The 16,071-nt window shown below is 72.5% G+C and carries 12 protein-coding genes and 1 pseudogene; 6 read left to right on the top strand and 7 right to left on the bottom strand.

All coding sequences use genetic code 11. The features are described 5' to 3' along the window. The first annotated feature begins 338 nt into the window (after nucleotides 1-338). The 4 genes from U1T56_RS22940 to U1T56_RS22925 all read left to right on the top strand — a co-directional run bounded on the left by U1T56_RS22940 (nucleotide 339) and on the right by U1T56_RS22925 (nucleotide 4,111). On the top strand, nucleotides 339-1,292 hold the full coding sequence (locus U1T56_RS22940) for a replication initiator protein A (protein ID WP_418161843.1): 954 nt from the start codon (nucleotides 339-341) through the stop codon (nucleotides 1,290-1,292). Nucleotides 1,293-1,759: 467 nt separating this feature from the next. Continuing rightward, on the top strand, nucleotides 1,760-2,197 hold the full coding sequence (locus U1T56_RS22935; RefSeq protein ID WP_418161842.1) for a hypothetical protein: 438 nt from the start codon (nucleotides 1,760-1,762) through the stop codon (nucleotides 2,195-2,197). After that, nucleotides 2,194-2,961, top strand: coding sequence for an EMC3/TMCO1 family protein (locus U1T56_RS22930; protein WP_418161841.1), 768 nt, complete (start codon nucleotides 2,194-2,196; stop codon nucleotides 2,959-2,961). Before U1T56_RS22935 ends, U1T56_RS22930 begins: the two co-directional genes overlap by 4 nt. A gap of 25 nt (nucleotides 2,962-2,986) precedes the next feature. Beyond that, nucleotides 2,987-4,111 (top strand): sulfotransferase, encoded by a 1,125-nt coding sequence (locus tag U1T56_RS22925; protein ID WP_418161840.1) that lies wholly within the window; start codon nucleotides 2,987-2,989, stop codon nucleotides 4,109-4,111. 905 nt (nucleotides 4,112-5,016) lie between these two features. Here U1T56_RS22925 and U1T56_RS22920 read toward each other — a convergent pair. The 5 genes from U1T56_RS22920 to U1T56_RS22900 form a co-directional block, all read right to left on the bottom strand. Then, nucleotides 5,017-6,726 (bottom strand): asparagine synthase-related protein, encoded by a 1,710-nt coding sequence (locus tag U1T56_RS22920; protein WP_418161839.1) that lies wholly within the window; start codon nucleotides 6,724-6,726, stop codon nucleotides 5,017-5,019. A 112-nt stretch (nucleotides 6,727-6,838) separates the two neighbouring features. Further along, nucleotides 6,839-8,014 (bottom strand): glycosyltransferase, encoded by a 1,176-nt coding sequence (locus U1T56_RS22915; RefSeq protein WP_418161838.1) that lies wholly within the window; start codon nucleotides 8,012-8,014, stop codon nucleotides 6,839-6,841. Then, nucleotides 8,011-8,883: an FkbM family methyltransferase gene (locus U1T56_RS22910; RefSeq protein ID WP_418161837.1), complete on the bottom strand. Its 873-nt coding sequence runs from the start codon at nucleotides 8,881-8,883 to the stop codon at nucleotides 8,011-8,013. Before U1T56_RS22910 ends, U1T56_RS22915 begins: the two co-directional genes overlap by 4 nt. After that, nucleotides 8,880-10,562: an ArnT family glycosyltransferase gene (locus U1T56_RS22905; protein WP_418161836.1), complete on the bottom strand. Its 1,683-nt coding sequence runs from the start codon at nucleotides 10,560-10,562 to the stop codon at nucleotides 8,880-8,882. Before U1T56_RS22905 ends, U1T56_RS22910 begins: the two co-directional genes overlap by 4 nt. Nucleotides 10,563-10,688: 126 nt before the next feature. Further along, complete coding sequence (locus U1T56_RS22900) at nucleotides 10,689-12,053, bottom strand: O-antigen ligase family protein (RefSeq protein WP_418161835.1); 1,365 nt, start codon at nucleotides 12,051-12,053, stop codon at nucleotides 10,689-10,691. Between the two features lie 508 nt (nucleotides 12,054-12,561). On the opposite strand from U1T56_RS22900, the gene U1T56_RS22895 reads away from it, so the two are divergent. After that, nucleotides 12,562-12,795, top strand: coding sequence for a hypothetical protein (locus tag U1T56_RS22895; protein ID WP_418161834.1), 234 nt, complete (start codon nucleotides 12,562-12,564; stop codon nucleotides 12,793-12,795). Nucleotides 12,796-12,879: 84 nt separating this feature from the next. On the opposite strand, the gene U1T56_RS22890 is transcribed toward U1T56_RS22895, so the two are convergent. Both U1T56_RS22890 and U1T56_RS22885 read right to left on the bottom strand, forming a co-directional pair. Continuing rightward, nucleotides 12,880-13,659, bottom strand: coding sequence for a helix-turn-helix domain-containing protein (locus tag U1T56_RS22890; protein ID WP_418161833.1), 780 nt, complete (start codon nucleotides 13,657-13,659; stop codon nucleotides 12,880-12,882). Nucleotides 13,660-14,506: 847 nt separating this feature from the next. Next, nucleotides 14,507-14,950: a BON domain-containing protein gene (locus U1T56_RS22885; RefSeq protein WP_418161832.1), complete on the bottom strand. Its 444-nt coding sequence runs from the start codon at nucleotides 14,948-14,950 to the stop codon at nucleotides 14,507-14,509. Between the two features lie 381 nt (nucleotides 14,951-15,331). On the opposite strand from U1T56_RS22885, the pseudogene U1T56_RS22880 reads away from it, so the two are divergent. Further along, a pseudogene (locus U1T56_RS22880) lies at nucleotides 15,332-16,071 on the top strand (hypothetical protein); the annotation flags it as partial.

The following is a 16,071-nucleotide window of genomic DNA, read 5'->3' as shown; positions in this document are numbered from 1 at the left end:
AATCTCAATATTACTGCCGAGACCGCCGTAGCGCCGCGGCGATTGTCCTTGAAGTCCTATCCCTGAAGTCCTATAGTGCCGACCCGGCCGGAAGGGCGGCGGCGGGCGGCCTTCCGGCCGGTGCCTCGTGCCATCGCGAACCGTGGCTCGTGCCATCGCGAACCGAAGCCGCCGGCGGCCGGCAGGAACGCGGCCGATCTTTGACCATGAAGTAGAATAGCTATACCATGTAAGAAATTAATGGTCGATAATACGCCCAATCTGAAGGCGTCCCGGCCCGGGCCGTGGCGGCCCGGGCTCGACGCGGGCCGGCGCGGACGCTATAAGGATCGCGGCTCGTGCCATCGCGAACCGTTTCCCGGCCGGGCCGGCGGCGCGCCGGGGCCGCGCGGAGAAGCAAGCTGGCGGGAACCCAGGTCGACCTCTTCCTGGAGAGCCTGATCAACGCGCCCTTGAAGGACGACCGGGCGCTGATGGAGTTCCCGTTCTTCTCGCTGCAGAAACAGCCCCGGATGGAGCCGCTCGTCTACGACGACGGCAAGGTCAAGATCGAGGTCCGGCCCGGCCCCAAGGGCATCGCCACGATCTGGGACAAGGATCTTCTGATCTACGTCGCCTCCTTGATCAACGAGCGGCTCGAGCGCGGCATGGCGGTGGAGCGCACCGTGACCCTGTCCGCGCACGATTATCTCAAGCTCACCGGCCGCAACACCAGCAAGCACGACTACCAGCGCCTCCTGGAGGCGCTGTTCCGCCTGCGCTCGACCTCGATCGTCACCACGCTCGAGGCCGGCGGCGAGCGGGAATGGACCACGTTCGGCTGGATCGACAACGCGCGCGTGCTCGAGCGCGAGATCCGCACCGGCAGCCGCGCCGGCGAGAAGATCATGGCCGCGGTCGAGGTCACCCTCAATCAGTGGATGTTCCGCGCCATCGTCAAGGACCGGCGCGTGCTCACCATCAACCCGGCCTATTTCCAGCTCAGCATGGGGCTCGAGCGCCGGCTCTACGAGCTGGCGCGAAAACATCTCGGCCAGCAGGAGCGCTGGGCGATCGCCCTCCCCCGCCTCGCCGAGAAATGCGGGTCCTTGCGCGAACTCAAGGGCTTCAAGCACGATCTTTCGAAGGCGATCGAGCGCGACGCCATTCCCGACTACCGCGCCCGGCTGGCCGTGCCCGAGGAGGCGCTCCCGCGCGAGCGGCTGGAGCGGACCATGGTCGAGTTCACCGCCCGCCCGGCGCCGGCCGCGCCCGACCAGGGGGCGGCGCTCCCGCGCGGCGGGGAAGCCTAGGATTTCCATCCCTGTGGATGACTCTGTTGATTTCTTGTGGGCCGATTGTGGACCGATTCCCCGCGGCTCGTGCTATCGCGAACCCGCGGCTCGTGCTATCGCGAACCGCGGCTCGTGCTATCGCGAACCCAAATCGGGGTTAACCCATTGATTTTGCAGGCGAATCCCGCCCTCTAACTTATTTAACTTAAGAATCTAACTTTTCTTGCTGTAGAGAGGCCGCGGCTCGTCCCCGAGCGCGGAGTCCGACACGGGCGCCAGGGAGAGGAAAAAACGGCTTGCAACGGGGGCGTGGTGCCTCCCGGAGGCCGGCTCGCCCCATCCCGACGCGGGTGCCGGATCCTTCGCGGCGCCAGGCGTGCAGGATGGGGCAGGAGTCACCCTGGCGAACTCCCGGCGCTTGCGGCATGAAGCGAAGACGGACCCGCCCGGACGGGTCGTCCTGCTCCCGAAGGACGTAGCAGAAGATGGCTTCGTCGCGCTTGCGCGCTCTTGCGCTTCTTGACGCCGTTTCGCTGCTGGGGCTTATCACGCTTGCCGCGCGTGCCCGGCGCGCCGACCTGCCCCGCCGCGCGCCCGCTTTCGGCACCGAAACGCCGGAGCCGATCAGCCGGAGTACGAGGATCATGCGCAACCTGTCGTTCGCGCCCGCCTGCCTGCTGCTGCTGCTCGGCCTGACCGCGTCCGGCCCGGCCCTGGCCTATATCGGCCCGGGTGCCGGCATCACCATGCTGAGCGCGCTCTGGGGCGTCGTCGTCGCCGTGCTGCTCGCGATCGGCGCCGTCCTGTTCTGGCCGATCCGGGCGCTGATGCGCCGCTTCCGGAAGGGCGCCGTTCCCGCCGCGCCGACCGCGCCGGCGCAGAACGGTGCTGCGGCCGGCGCGCGGGAAAAGACCGCACCTTGAACGGCGTCCTCAACCTGTTCTACCCCGTTCTCGCCGCGCTCGACGCGGCCCTGGGCTTCCTGCCCCCGGTCCTGCGCCTCGTCGTCCTCGGGGCCCTGAGCGGGGCGCTGGCGATGGGGCTCTACGGGCTGCTCTCGGACCAGGCGCGGATTCGCGCCCGGAAGGCCGAGATGCGGCAGCTCCAGGCGGCGCTCAAGGCGGCCAAGGACGACTTCGCCCAGACCATGCGCCTCTCGCGGCGCAACCTCGCCGTCTCGCTCGGGCTCCTCGGCATCGTGGTCGGGCCCGCCCTTCTCTCCTCGCTGCCGCTTCTGGTCGTGATCGCCTGGCTCTCGAGCGGCCCCTACGGCTACCAGCTCCCGGCCGCCGGCACGCCCGTGCCGGTGAGCTTCGCCCCCGCGCTCGACGGGATCGCGGTCGAGCCGGCGGAAGCCCTGGTCCGCGACGGCGACGGGGAGCGCCTGCGCTGGCCCGCCCCCGGCAGCCCGGTGCGCTTTCTCGACGCGCACGGCCTGGTCTATGCCGGGCCGCCCGCGGACGTGCCCGCCACCACCGTCCGCAAGCGCGCCTGGTGGAACTGGCTCTGGGGCGACGAGGCCGGCTATGTCCGCGCCGATGCACCGATCGAGGCGATCAGCTTCGCTCTCCCGCCCCGCATGTTGATCCCGGGCGTGCCGTCTTGGCTCGGCGGCTGGGAGGCGGTCTATTTCCTCTCGGTGCTGGTCGCCTCCCTGGCCATCAAGGTCGCGTTCCGGATCGAGTAGCGCCCATGAGCCGGAGAAGCCTGCCTTGAGCACGCGCGCACCCGACACGGCCGCTGCCGGCGGCATGGAGATGCCGGGCTGGCTCGACCGGCTCGGCGCCTTCATCGACCGCACGGCGGGCTTCTGGCAGAAGCTCGGCGAGCTCGAGAGCAGCGCGCACCGCGCCGAGCTCGACCGGGTCCGGATCGACCGGCCGATCTACGTCGCCGGCATCGCGCGCTCGGGCAGCACCATCCTGCTCGAGCTGCTGGCGTGCCAACCCGGGGTCGCGACCCACCGCTACCGCGACTTCCCGCCGGTCTATACGCCCTTGTTCTGGAACCGCGCCTTCGCCCACGTCTACCGCACGGACGCGCCGCCCACGGAGCGCGCGCACAAGGACCGCATCCTCGTCACCCCGGACAGCCCCGAGGCGATGGAGGAGGTGTTGTGGATGCGCTTCTTTCCGGGCTGCCACGACAATCGGAAAAACCAGGTCCTGGACCGCACCACGAGCAACCCGGCCTTCGAGCGGTTCTACGTCGATCACCTCAAGAAGATTCTCTTGGTGCGCGGCGGTGGCCGCTACCTCTCCAAGGGCAACTACAACCTCACCCGCTTCGCCTACCTCCAGAAGCTGTTTCCCGATGCGCGCTTCGTGGTACCGGTGCGCGAGCCGCTCTGGCACGTCGCGTCGCTCATGAAGCAGCACCGCCTGTTCTGCGCGGAAGAGAGCCGCGATCCGCGCATCCTCAGGCACATGCAGCGTGTCGGCCACTACGAGTTCGGCCTCGACCGGCGGGTGATCAACGTCGGCGACGAGGAGGCCGTGCGGCAGATCGAGCAGCTCTGGCGGGACGGCGAGGAAGCGCGCGGCTGGGCGCGCTACTGGGCGATGCTCTACGATTTCGTCCTCGACCAGCGGGAGGCCGATCCCGCGCTCGCCGCGGCCGTCCTGCTCGTGCGCTACGAGGACTTGTGCGACCGGCCGGAAGCGACGCTGGCCTCGGTCTTCGCCCACGCCGGGCTGCCGGCCACCCCCGCGGCGCTCGCCGCCATGGCGGCGCGGCTGAGCCAGCCCACCTACTACCGTCCCGGCTTCACCCCGGCGGAGGAAGAGGCGATCGCCGGGGAGACCGCACGGACCCGCGCCCGGCTCGGCTACGCCTGAGGCCGCGGCGATTTTCCGCTGTCGGAAAATCGCCGTCCCGAGAAATCCCGCCACGGGCGAGCACGAGTCCGGTGCCGGCCGCGGGCATTCTCGCATCGGCCGCGGGCCCGCGCGGCCGACGGCGCGCAGCTCGAGCGGGTCGCCGCACAAGCGCAACCGCTTCCGGCGGCAGGCCATGATCGCGCATTCCCGCTTCGCCGCGGCGGCCGCCTTCGATCCCGATCTGACCGACCGCGCCGGCGCACGGCGGCGCTATCTCGGGTTCGAGAACCAGCTGCCGGTGCGCCGGGCCGCGCCGGCGATCCGCCGGCGGTCCGGCCAGCCCGTGATCGGCAAAGGCATCGAGCGCCCGCGGCGGGCAAGGGGCCGGGCGGCCAGGCACTGCCGCGCGCCGCGCCGCCGCCGGTGTCCGGAAGGGCGCGCCAGGGCCGCGGCGAGGCCTTCTGCCGCGACGGCGGGCCCACGGTGGCGCGGCGCGCCGCCGCCGCCAGCAAGCGCCGAACCGGGCTCGGGATCGTGCCGGGCGGCAAACGGCCGCCGCTGCTCTGGAGGCCGCCAGCCCGTGCCGGCTCCAGCACCGGCCCCGGCGGCGCGCGATCGCGGCGGCGAAGCGCTGCCACCGGTCGGCGACCGGGGCCGGGCGCGGCGCGAAGGTGGCGCCCCCACCCGCGGCGGGCACGCCGCCTGCAGGCGCCCTGCCGAAGCACGCGCCCGAGCCGACCGCCATCGCTGCCACGCAGCAGGAGCGCGCCAGAACCCTCGGGGTGACGGCCTACCCTCTCGCTGGCCAGTGCTCCCGCCAGAACGGCTACGCCGCTCTGGCGGGAGCAGCTCATGAATGGCGGCGCGGCCCCGGCGAGCCGCACGGGCGGGGGGAGGGCTTTTCCCGTCGGACGCGAACGGCTTCAGGACGAAGCGGCCACCGCCACGCCGCGCCGCGCCGCCCCGGCGCGCGCGCCGCCGGCGGCATCGAAGGCCGCGACGCACATCCCGACCGTGATCATCCGCCCGACATGCGGCTCGCGCACCTGCTCCGGGCGCAGCCCCGGGGCGAGAATGCCGCGCGCCTGGAACAGCTCGAGCGCGGCCTCGAACTGCCGGGTGGCCCGCAGCCGGTCGACGAAATCCGGGGCGTTCAGCTGACGGTCGCCGGCCTTGCCCCAGAGCCGGCGGCCGATCAGGCGCTGGCTCGCCTTGTCGAGGGCGCGGCGCAGCTCGTTGCGGCCGTAGCCCAGAAGATCGCCCGGGAGATGGGCGAGGGCGGTGGAGGCGCTGTAGCCGTCGGTCGTGAGCAGCGCCGCGAGGTCGGGCCGCAACCGGGTGATCAGGCGGCGATGGAAGCCGTGCATGCAGCGCGACCAGGAGGAGAGCCTGATACCGCGCACCACGTTCCCGTGCTCGGCCAAGGGGGCCACCACGTCGAGACCGAGATTGACGTAGCTCGAGAGCTGGTGGCCGTAATCCTCGGGGGCGCGCACGAAGTAGGCGATGCGATCGTAGGTGGCGTGGTTGGTGGCGGCGCGCTGGACCGCGAACCGCTCGAGGGTGCGTGCGACGATCGCCCGGTGCAGCTCGCGGCCCCAGGGGGTCAGACAGGCGGCCGGCAGCTGCACCGGGGCCACGCGCAGGCGGTAGAAGCGGGCGAGGTCCGGCTCGGTGCGGTGGTAGAACGGGAACTCGTGGTGGACGAAGAAGTCCTTGTAGATCGCACCCGCGGCACCGTGCAGGAACAGCTCGATCCCGCGTGCCAGGCGGGCGAGGGCCACCGCCCGGTCGCGGTGGAACTTGTAGACGTCGGTGAGCCCGCCGCCTTCCGCGAAGATCCGCGGCAGCTCCGCCTCGAGCCGGTCGAGCCCGTGCTGACGGGTCACGTGCAGCGGCACGCCGAGGACGGCGGCGGCGCGGCGGGCGATCGCGACGTCGGGCGAGCCCGGCTCGCCCGAGGTGGCGGCCTCGAAGACGAGGCCGTGATGGCTCGCAAGCGCGGCGAGCAGCCTGGAATCGAAGCCGCCGGTGAGGTCGAGGCTGAGCCGCCGCGGCCGTAAGGAAGGAACCAGCCGGTCGAAATGGTCGAGCAGGAAGTCGGGCTCGACGGTCGCGGGCTCGTCGAGCCGCTTCTTGACGCGCCGCAGGCCCGGCCGGCCGGGCGCCGGGGGCCCGAGCAGGAGCACCTCGTGGGCGGCGAGCTCCTGCACCTCGGGCAGGAAGGTGCGCCCGCCGAACAGGCCGCCGTGCGCCACGAACTCGAGCATGGCCTCGGCCGGGATCTCGGCCGCGCGCGCCCCGCGGGCGGCGGCGAGCGCCAGGAAATCGGTGCCGACGCGCTGCTCGTCGTGGAAGATCTTGTAGAAGCCGGCATTGTCGCACGCCACCTGCCAGGTGCCGGTGCGGCGGTCCCAGACGAACAGGCCGAAGACGCCCAGAAGCTCGCCGCAGAGCTCGGCCAGCGGCCGCCGCTCGAGGGCGGCGGCGAGCGCTGCCATGGTGGCGGCGCCGGCCTCGCGGCGGCCGAAGACGCAATGGCCCTTCCAGCCGATCGTGAACCGGGCGCCGCGCCACCAGCGCAGCGCGGGCTCCTGCAGCGCATCCGGCACCGTGCGCGCCTCGATCAGCATCGGCTCGGCTTCCTCGTCGTCTCGGCGGCGGGAGAAAGCCGGGATGCCGAACGGCCCCGGCCCGGCTCGCGCCCGCAAGCCCGAGGCTAGCGCCGGAGCCGTGAAGGAAGGCTTAAGGCCGGCGGCGGGGGAGGGCGCGGTAGAGCTCGAGGCAGCGCGCGGCGAAGCCCTGCCAGGAGACGAGGCTCGCCTGGAGCCGGCGGCTGCCGGCCGCGAGCCGGGCGCGCGCCGCGGGATCGGTGACGAGCGCGCGTAACTGCGCGGCCAGGGCGGCGGCGTCGCCCGGCGGCACCAGGCAGACATGGTCCGCCGCCGGCGGCTCCGCGAACACGCCGATCGCGCTCGCCACGACCGGCAGACCCTGCGCCACGGCGAGCGCGAAGGCGCCGCTCGCGTCGATCTCGCGGTAGGGGAAGACGGCGATGTCGGCTTCGGCGAGGTAGCGGGCGAGGTCCTCGTCCGGAACGTAGCGCAGATCGAAGCCGAAGCGCTCGGCGAGCCCGGCGGCCGCGATCAGGGCGCGCTCTTGCGCGAGATCCTGGAACGGCCGGCCGACGATGTCGATCCGGCAGTCCGGTACGGTGCGCATGAGCTCGATCCCGGCCCGCACCAGCACGTCCACCCCCTTATAGGGCTTGATGGCGCCGAAGAACAGGATCCGGACCGGCCCCGCCGCCCGCGGCGGCGCGGGCGCGGCGGCCGGGGCGAGCGCGAGCGGCGGGTGGGCCAGGACCTCGATCCGCGCAGAGGGCACGCCCGCGCGCACGAGATGCGCCCTGGTCTGCTCGGTATGGACGAGGAAACGGTCGAACAGGCCGAAGATCCCGTTTCGGCCCGCCGTCTGCAGCCGCGCCCCCAGCCGGCCGACCAGGGCGGCGGCACCGTGCGCGGTGAGCGAGGCGTTGTGCACGGTGAGCACCAGCGGCACGCGGCGCCCGATCCGGCGCAGGAAGAAGCCGTCCACCGCCGGCAGCACCAGCCATTGCAGGTGCAGCACGTCGGGCCGGCGGCGCGCCACCAGCCGCTCGACCGCCCACCAGCCGAGCGCGTGCTCCATGGCCTTCAGCGCCTGCGTCGCGCGCGAGCTGCGCCAGTCCGCGCGCCGCTGCTCGGCGCGGCGGTAGAACAGCGGCCGCAGCCGGCCGCCCCAGGCCGGCTCGACCGGCTCGTAGGCGCGCAGGGGCCGCCCGACCAGCTCGACCTCGGCGCCGGTCGCGGCGAGCGCGCGGGCGAAATGCAGGTCGTAGGGCAGGGTGAACAGCGGCGGATCGACGAGGAGGACTCTCACGCCGCCGTGCTCTCCGTCGCGCCGAGATAGCCCGCGGCCACGAGGCGGCCCCGCGCCCAGCGGTCGTCCCGGTGCAGGAAGACGAAGTTGTTGATGTAGCCGCTCTGCCGCTGCCGGTCGAAGCGCTTGGCCCGGCTCGCGTCCTGCAGCTCCTTGATCGCCCGGCCGGCCAGCGGCCGCAGCCGCCCGTGCTCGAGATAGCGGCCCTCGTAGCCGAGCCGCTCGAGGAAGGCCACGATCCCGTCCGAGCCGCCCGGATGGTGGCGCTCCTCGATCTCGACCACGAGCACCGGCCGGTCGTGCTCGAGGCGGGCGAGGCCGCCGCGCAGCACCGCGAACTCGTGGCCCTCGACGTCGATCTTGATCACGGCCAAGGGCGGCAGATCGAGCGCATCCAGCCGTTCGACCGGCACCACGACGCGGTCCAGGACGAAGCCGGGATTGGCGTCCTCCTGCAGCGAGGCGCGGCTCGTCACCTCGCGCCCCTCGGCCTTGGGCAAGTAGAGCGGCAGGCTGCCCTGGCGGTCGGAAAGGGCCACGGGCAGGAGCCGGACCCGCGCACCGAAGCAGGCGCGCAGATATTCGCCCAGGCCCGGATGCGGCTCGACGGCGAGCACCTCGGCGAACCGGCCCAGCGCCGCCTGGAGATAGAGCCCCTTGTTGGCGCCGACGTCGAGGAAGGCGCGCCGCGGATCGCCCAGGGCCCGCACCAGCGCCAGCTCCGGCTCGTCCTCGGGGCGCCAGCGGGCGGCGAGGCGGCGCAGCAGGAACAGGGCGCGATGCGGCAGCAGCCGGACGGCGAGCGCCCGCAGCCGGCTGCGCCAGGAGGTCGGGCGGGGCGAGAGGCGTTCCGCCGGCGCGTGCGTCATGGGCTGCCCGTTTTCCGGTGGGCGAAGCTCGGCAGGCCGGCGCACGCCGCCGGCGGCGCGGTGTCGGCGGGACGCGCCCAGCGATAGGCGAAGACGTGGCTGTCCCGCGGCAGCGGGATCGGCTCGGCGTGGGCCTGGATCAGGCGGGCGAGCTCGGGGGTGATCAGGATCGGGTGGTTCCAGCTCGCTTCCGGCCCGAGGACGATGCCCGTCGGATAGCAGGCGAGGATCCGCTCGAGCGATTCCCGGGTCGCGATCACCGGCCGGCCGGTGCGGAAGTCGATCCCGAACTCGTGCTGCTGGTCGCGGTCGAGCTCCTCGAGCTTGGAGGGGCTGAAGCGGACATCGTAGCGGCCGAGAAAATAGAGGGTGGCGAGCTCCTCGGTGGTCACGACGATGTCGGCCCGCGCGACCCAGGGCTCGAGCGCGGCCTTGACCTTGGGCCAGTCGGGGGCGGGCTGCTCGGGCGGGACGGTGATGTCGGCGAGGAGCGAGGCCGTGCGCAGCCAGAACGGGTTGGCGAGCAGCAGGAAGAGCAGGCCGCTTGCGACCAGAACGCCGCCCAAGGGCCGGTACGCCGGGCCCAAGAACGCCAGCCGGTCGGCGAGCTCGGCCCGCAGGTGCCGCGCGCCGGCGCGCAGGCCCGGCCACAAGCTCGCGAGCCCGATGCCCCAGACCGCGAACAGGAACGGCTGGGCGTAGACGATGTAGCGCAGGCTCTTGGCGGCGGCGAGCGAGTTCAGGAGGAAGGCGACGGCGAAGGTGACGAGCGCGAACGCCGCCGCGCGCGGCCTGGCCGCGACCGCGACGAGGCCCAAAAGGCCGGTGAGCGGCCACAAGGTGGGGTAGAGCAGGCTGAACCAGGCGTGATAGTACCAGAACTGCTCCTGCTCCTTGCGGTTGAAGAGCGGCGTCCAGCGGTAGCGGTGCCAGAGGTCGCCCAGGATGCCGGTCAGCCACAGAGCCGCGAGCAGGACGAGGCCGGCGCCCAGAAGGCCGAGGACGATGGCGCGGCGCCGGGCGGGCGGCACGTCCGGCGCGACCAGCCAGGGCAGGACGAAGCAGCCCGCCGCCCACACGCCGATGCCGACGAGGCCGATCAGGGTCGTCGGCTGGAGATGGAGCGCGAGCAGCAGGCAGGGCAGGGCGAGGCCGGCCAGCAGGGCGCGCCGGGCGAGACCGGCCGGCGTCAGCACGGCGGCGTGGAGCAGGATCGCGGCGACGAAGAAGGTCAGGCACTGCGGCGCGTAGAAGCGCGCGAACTGGGCGATGTCGACCGCGAACGGCGAGACCGCGAACAGGACGGCGCCGAGCCAAGCGGCGCGGCGGTCCGCTTCGCGCCGGAGCCAGACGAACAGGACGCCCACGAGCAGCGCCATGCACACGACCGACGGGAAGCGGGCGATCGCGAGGCTCTCCTGGCCGAACAGCGCGTAGCTGCCGGCGACGAGCCAGGTGTACAGAAGGCCGCGGGTGTAGATTCCCTCAGCGATCGAAGGCCGGCCGTCGACCAGGAGCCCGTGCGCGGCGATGACGTGGTGCAGCTCGTCCGGGTTGGGCAGGCGGCCGAGATGGATCGTGTAGAGCAGGCCGGCGGCGAGCACCAGGAGCAGCGGCTCGAGCCGGAGCCGCCATGCCCGGTCGGCGACCTGATCGTCGAGCGTTGCCGAGGACAGCATCCATCACCCTCATCACACGCGGTCGCAAGGCCGGATCGCCACCGGGCCGTCTTAGCCGAGCGCGTCCCGGAGTAAAGCCGTTTTCGCGCGGCGCCCGGGCGGCGGCGCGTCTGCGGGCAAGGCGGCTCAGCGCGCGCCGCCGGACGACGTGGGCCAGGCGGCGGCCGGCGCCGCCGCGGGCTCGTCCGTCTCCGCCGCGTCCTCGGCCCGGGCCGGCCGCAGCGCCATGAGGCCGATGGCGAAGAACAGGTAGTACTGGCCGTTGAGCTCGGTGCCGAGCAGCGCCGCCACGACCCGGCCGACCAGGAACATGGTGGCGCAGAGCAGCAAGGGATCGTGGCGCAGCCCGCGCAGGCTCACCCGGCGCAGGGCCATGTAGAGCAGGAGCCCGAACAGGACCAGGCCGACGATGCCGGTGTCGGTCAGGATCTCGAGGACGAAGTTGTGGGCGTGGGTGCCCTCCTGCTCGTAGCCGCGGAACAGGATCGAAAAGCTCCGGATCCCGTTGCCCATGATGGGCGCCTGCAGGAAGAACCGGATCGCCGCACCGTAATAGGCCCAGCGGTTGGGGCCGAGCACGATCTCGGTGTTCTCGGCCTGCTGGAAGACCTTGAGCAGGCGCCCGATCGAATCGATGCGCGTGCCCGCTGCCATCAGCAGGGCGATGCTGACCGCCGCCGCCGTGGCGAGGAGCAGCAGCAAGAGCTGGGCGCGGGAGATGGCGAAGCCCGCGCGCCCGAGAGGGGCCATGTGGACGAGGAGGAACAGGACGACCGGGACGACGAACACGAGCAGCGCGCTGCGGCTGCTCGAGACGAAGACGAAGCCGGCGCAGAGCAGCAGCAGCCCGCCGAGCACGATCTGCCGCAGCGAGAGGAAACGCGAGCGCAGGCACATGAACAGGATGACGATCGCCCCGTTCGCGACGCCGCGGCCCCACTCGTTGTAGACGCGCCCCTCGCTGTCCCAGTCCCAGCCCGCGAACTTGAACGAGCCGTACTTGAAGTAGATGTAGAGCCCGATCAGCGCCACGATCACCGAAGGGACCGTGACGAGCTTGAAGAAGCGCAGCATGCGCGCGCGGCTGTGGGCGATGATCATGCCGGCGGCGAGCAGGTTCCAGAGATTGACCGTGCTCATGAGCATGATCGACTTCGGCGCGTAGATCTTGGACGGCGACCAGGTCCAGCTCAGCGCGAACCAGGCGAGGAACGGCACGAAGGAGACGGCGAGCAGCAGCCCCGGCAGGTAGACGCCCTCGCGCAGCACGATCACCAGCGCCACCACGATGCTGAGCAGGAAGAACACCACCGTGGAGTCGATCGGCGGCTTGGGCAGGATCGACTGGAAGGTGTTGGAGTAGAGATAGGCGACGACGATGCCCTCGAAGGACAGGAAGTCGACAAGATAGCGCCACGGCGAGAAGAAGCCGCGCGCGCCGGCCGGCGCGGCCGCGGAGGCGAGGGCGGGGCGGGAGAGCACGGTCGACATCGGGCAGGCAGGATCCGGCTGGAGGAAGGTGCGGGCGCCCGGAACGAGGCGCTCGGCTCAGGCGAGGCCGTCGGTTCCGGCCGGAAGGCGCCGGCGCGGCGGCAGCGGTGCGGCCGGCACGATAAGCCGCAAGACCACCGCGAGGCGAGCCCCCGCCGTGCGCGAGCATACCCTCGTGTCCCGGTATCCGTCATGCGGCCGCCGCCACGGCGCGTCCCGCCCGGTCCGGCACCGGACATCGCTTCCGACCATACCGGTCGTGGCGGCCGCGCGCAAACGCCCCCGTTGCCGCGGCCGGCAGCGGGCCGGGTCTCGGCAGCGCCGGCCGTGGCTGGTATGGTCGCGCTGCGGCGAGCCGCCCATCAGGGTCGCCAGGAGGGAACCGCGATGGCCCCGCTTCCCCGTCTCGCCCCGCTCGCGGCCGCCGCAGGCGCGTGCCGCCGCGGGCCCGTCACCCGCTCGGGCACGGCACCGCCGGCCCGAGCGCTCCTGCCCGGCTGAGGCGACGATGATCCCGCTCCTGCTGGTCGCCGTCCTGCTCGGGCCGCCCGCCCCGCCCCCGCGCCGGCCGGCCCGGAAGCCGCCTCCCGCCTCCGGCCGGCAGGAGGACGATCCGCGCCGGGCCTCCCGCCGGGCGCGGCCGGCCGGGGACGACGCGATCGGCGATCCCGCGCGCGGTCTGGTTTCGGCGCTCACCTTCTCGAGCGTGCTCTGGCTGCTCGTGCTCAGCCTGTTCTGGTGAGCGGGCCTCGCCGCCGGGTGTCGTCTGCGGCGCTCTTCCGGCGCCGGTCCGGTCGTCCCGCTCCGGCCGTGCCCGCATGGCCGGTCACGCACGGGCATCGCTCCCCCGCGGCCGCTCGCTGAGCCGGCCCAGCCGCAGATCGCCGAGCCCGCAGCGCTGCAGCGCGTCCCGTAGCCGGCCTTCCGAAGCCCGCAGTACCGCCTCGAGCCGCGGCGGCATCCAGACCCGCAGCTCCCTGCCGGCCAGTTCCAGAGAACAGCCGTCGAGCGCTCGGGCGAGCGGGGGAGCCTCGTGCGCCAGCCGGCGCTGCGTCTCTTCCAGATGGGGTTCCTCGCGCGCGTGCGCGTCTGGTTCTGATTCTTGGTTCTTAAGAGGGGGCGAGTTTCGACCCCGAGATACCAGGGTCGGCCGCGGCCGCGTACCATGGTCGCTCGTACCATGGTCGCCGCGACCGGGGTCGCGGGCGGCGCCGGGCGCACCGGCGCGGCGCGCCCGGCGCCCGGCCAGAAAGGCGTGCATGGCGGGGAAATGGTAGCGCAGCCGGTCCCTGCCCTGGCCCGTCGGGGAGCGCCGCTTCCCGACCAGCTCGGGCGCCACGAGGCCGAGCTCCTTGAGCTTCCGGACGGCGTTGCGGACGGTCTTGACCGCGAAGAAGGTGCGCCGCGCCAGCCTCTCGTAGCTCACCTCGGCCCAGCCGTCGGCGTCGTGGACCTGGCGCAGCAGCTCGCCGAGCACGGCCAGCTCGACGCCGCTGATCCTGCCGGCACAGGTCTCGATGACGTGGCTGAACCAGGCGTCGCGGGCGTAGCCGGTCGAGGCGGTACGGGTCGTAACGAGGTGCAGCTTGGGTGCGGTTTGGGCCATGGCATTTTTCGGATGCCTTCGGGCAAAGCGGCCCCGTGGCGAGCACCTCGCATTTTTCGCTTGCGGTTTCGGGGGAGCGCCGACAAGATCGGAGTTACCGGTTCTGATCTTGTATGTGTGTGGCGGTCCCCGGGTGGCGGTGCTCACTCGGGGCCGTTTGCTTTTGGGGCTCCGTCCTCCTCCTGGTCGTTGCCTGTGGCCCGATACGCTATGCCTCGTTCGGCCGGGTCGCAACCGGGAAAACGGCGGCCGCCCCTCGGGCCATGGCCCTCGGCATCGCCGGCTCGCTCGGGCCGGCGGCGGGCGCGCCGCGGTCGGCTAAGCGCCCTTATGGCAAAAGCAGCGGCCGGGCGCCGGGCCGATCCTGCCCGTGAGGGACGGATGCAGCGGCTCGCGAGTGCCGGGAAGAGGGCTGCCTGGCGGCCGGCGCCGGCAGAGAGGGCGGCCGGAAAGTCGCCGGTGGGACGACTTTCCGGCCGCAAAGCAGCGATCACCGTCTCCCGGTGATCGTGGAGGAGAACCGCAGGACCGATTTGCCGCTCGGCTCTTCGTCTGCAAGAGCAGCAAACGACCATCGCGCATGTTCGTCAAAGATGAACTCGAGCCGTTCCGCTGCGGCATGGTGCTGCAATTGCGGGAGTATGAAACTTTTTCTTGCCGCCGACGCCGGAGCCCCGTGCGCCGATTCCGGGACACGCCGGCCTGCGTGGCAGGAGCGGCCGCCTTCGCCGCCGGCGGCCCTCGGCCCGGCCGCGCGCCCGGCCGGCGTCTCGATGCCTCGAAGGCGTCCTGATCCCATGGCTCGTCGAGCAGAACGTTCATCGTCCGCCGGCGTCGTCCCCACCGTTCAGCCGACGACACCGCTGCCGCCCGGCTGGCGCACGCGCAGCTTGTTCACGACGTAGCGCACGCCGGAAACGCTCTCGGCGATGTCCTCGGCCCGCCGCCGCGCCTCGCGCCGGTCGACCGTGCCGCTGAGCGTGACCTCGCCGTCCTCGATGTCGACCCGGATCTCGCTGGCGTCGACGAACGGATCGTCGGTGAGCCGGTCGCTCACATCCTCGAGGATGCGCGCGTCCGCGCGCCGATAGCCCTTCGGCCCGCGGCCGCGCTGGCCGGGGTCGGCCTCCCGGTCGCGCTGCCCCTGCTCGCGCCGGCGGCGGCGATACGCCGCCTCCCCGCCCTCGTCGCGCATGACGTGGCGGTGGCGGGCCGCCCGGTCCTCCTCCATCTGCTCCATGACCCGCCAGCGCTCGGCGCGCTCGCCACGCCAGAACTCGTGCTCGGCCATCGCTGCCATCTCCCGCCGCATCCAGGCTCTCGGCCGGGGTCAACCTCCGATCAAGAGCCGGGTTCCCTGCCGGCGCGTCCGTGGCAGCAGCGCCACGCCGGCGGGCGCGCCGGCCGGGTTGTCCCCAGGTCGTGGGATAAGGGGCGGGATGACCCTGTTGACGAGCTCGGGAAGACGGACGGGCCGGGAGCCCGGCCCGCGCGCATCCTCCTCGCGGCCGGGACGGCGGGGCCACGGCGGTGTGGTCTGCTTTAAATACCAAGATGAACAATTTTCCGCTCCATACCCCTCCAAGGTTGAGGTAGAAGCACCTCGAGCCGCCCTGCCGAGAGACGGCGGACGAGAATGAATGCCTCGAGAACGACACACGGGGAGCAACGGATGCTCATCTTCCTTGGCAAGAGGCATCGATCCTTTCCCGGCACCCTCGGCCGCGCCGCGGCCCTGGTCGCGTTCCTGACGTTCGCCGGCGCCGCCGCGGCGGCGACCACCGGCGCCACGGCACCCCTGGCCTCGCCCGATCCCGCCGAAACGGCGCCGCGCGCGCTCGCCCTGCCCGACCCGCAAGCACCCACGGCGCTGGAGCCCGTGGGCGCCTGCGCCCGGCTCGACGGCGGTCCCGCCTGCCTCGACCCGGCGCTGCCCGGCCGCCGCCCGCAACGTCCGGCCCCCGTGCTCGCGGCCGCCACGTCCATCACCGGCACGTCGGCCGGCAGCGGCGGCATCTGGGGCGGCAAGCGCTCCGGCCTGCCCTGGGCCTCGGGCGCTTCCAGCGCCGGCGCCGACTTCGAGGCCTGGCGCGGCCGCAAGCTCGACGTCAAGACCGTGTTCCTTGCCCACCGCTACGGCTGGGCCGAGCTCACCCAGACCAGCTTCGTCAAATGGGTGGTGGCCCTGGGCGCCAAGCCGGTGCTCGGCGTCGGCCTCCTGCCGGCGAGCGCGCGCGGCCAGCTCGCCCAGTGCGCCAACGGCGCCTTCGACGCCCACATCCGCAAGATCGGCCAGGGCCTGGTCAAGGTCGGGGCGGGCGACGCGATCCTGCGCCTGGGCTGGGAGGCGAACCGGATGGGCGACTTCCCCTGGGGCGTGCTCGGCGACGGCAGCAGCTACAAGAACTGCTT

This window comes from Benzoatithermus flavus, assembly GCF_037908215.1.
Classification (GTDB): Bacteria; Pseudomonadota; Alphaproteobacteria; order Geminicoccales; family Geminicoccaceae; genus Benzoatithermus; species Benzoatithermus flavus.
This window is presented reverse-complemented; position numbering and strand designations above follow the sequence as displayed.

Bases quoted from the DNA above. Each gene is read 5' to 3' on its own strand.
- U1T56_RS22885 (WP_418161832.1), bottom strand. From the start codon at position 14,950: ATGGCCGAGCACGAGTTCTGGCGTGGCGAGCGCGCCGAGCGCTGGCGG.
- U1T56_RS22935 (WP_418161842.1), top strand. From the start codon at position 1,760: ATGGCTTCGTCGCGCTTGCGCGCTCTTGCGCTTCTTGACGCCGTTTCG.
- U1T56_RS22910 (WP_418161837.1), bottom strand. From the start codon at position 8,883: ATGACGCACGCGCCGGCGGAACGCCTCTCGCCCCGCCCGACCTCCTGG.
- U1T56_RS22895 (WP_418161834.1), top strand. From the start codon at position 12,562: ATGATCCCGCTCCTGCTGGTCGCCGTCCTGCTCGGGCCGCCCGCCCCG.
- U1T56_RS22900 (WP_418161835.1), bottom strand. From the start codon at position 12,053: ATGTCGACCGTGCTCTCCCGCCCCGCCCTCGCCTCCGCGGCCGCGCCG.
- U1T56_RS22920 (WP_418161839.1), bottom strand. From the start codon at position 6,726: ATGCTGATCGAGGCGCGCACGGTGCCGGATGCGCTGCAGGAGCCCGCG.
- U1T56_RS22890 (WP_418161833.1), bottom strand. From the start codon at position 13,659: ATGGCCCAAACCGCACCCAAGCTGCACCTCGTTACGACCCGTACCGCC.
- U1T56_RS22905 (WP_418161836.1), bottom strand. From the start codon at position 10,562: ATGCTGTCCTCGGCAACGCTCGACGATCAGGTCGCCGACCGGGCATGG.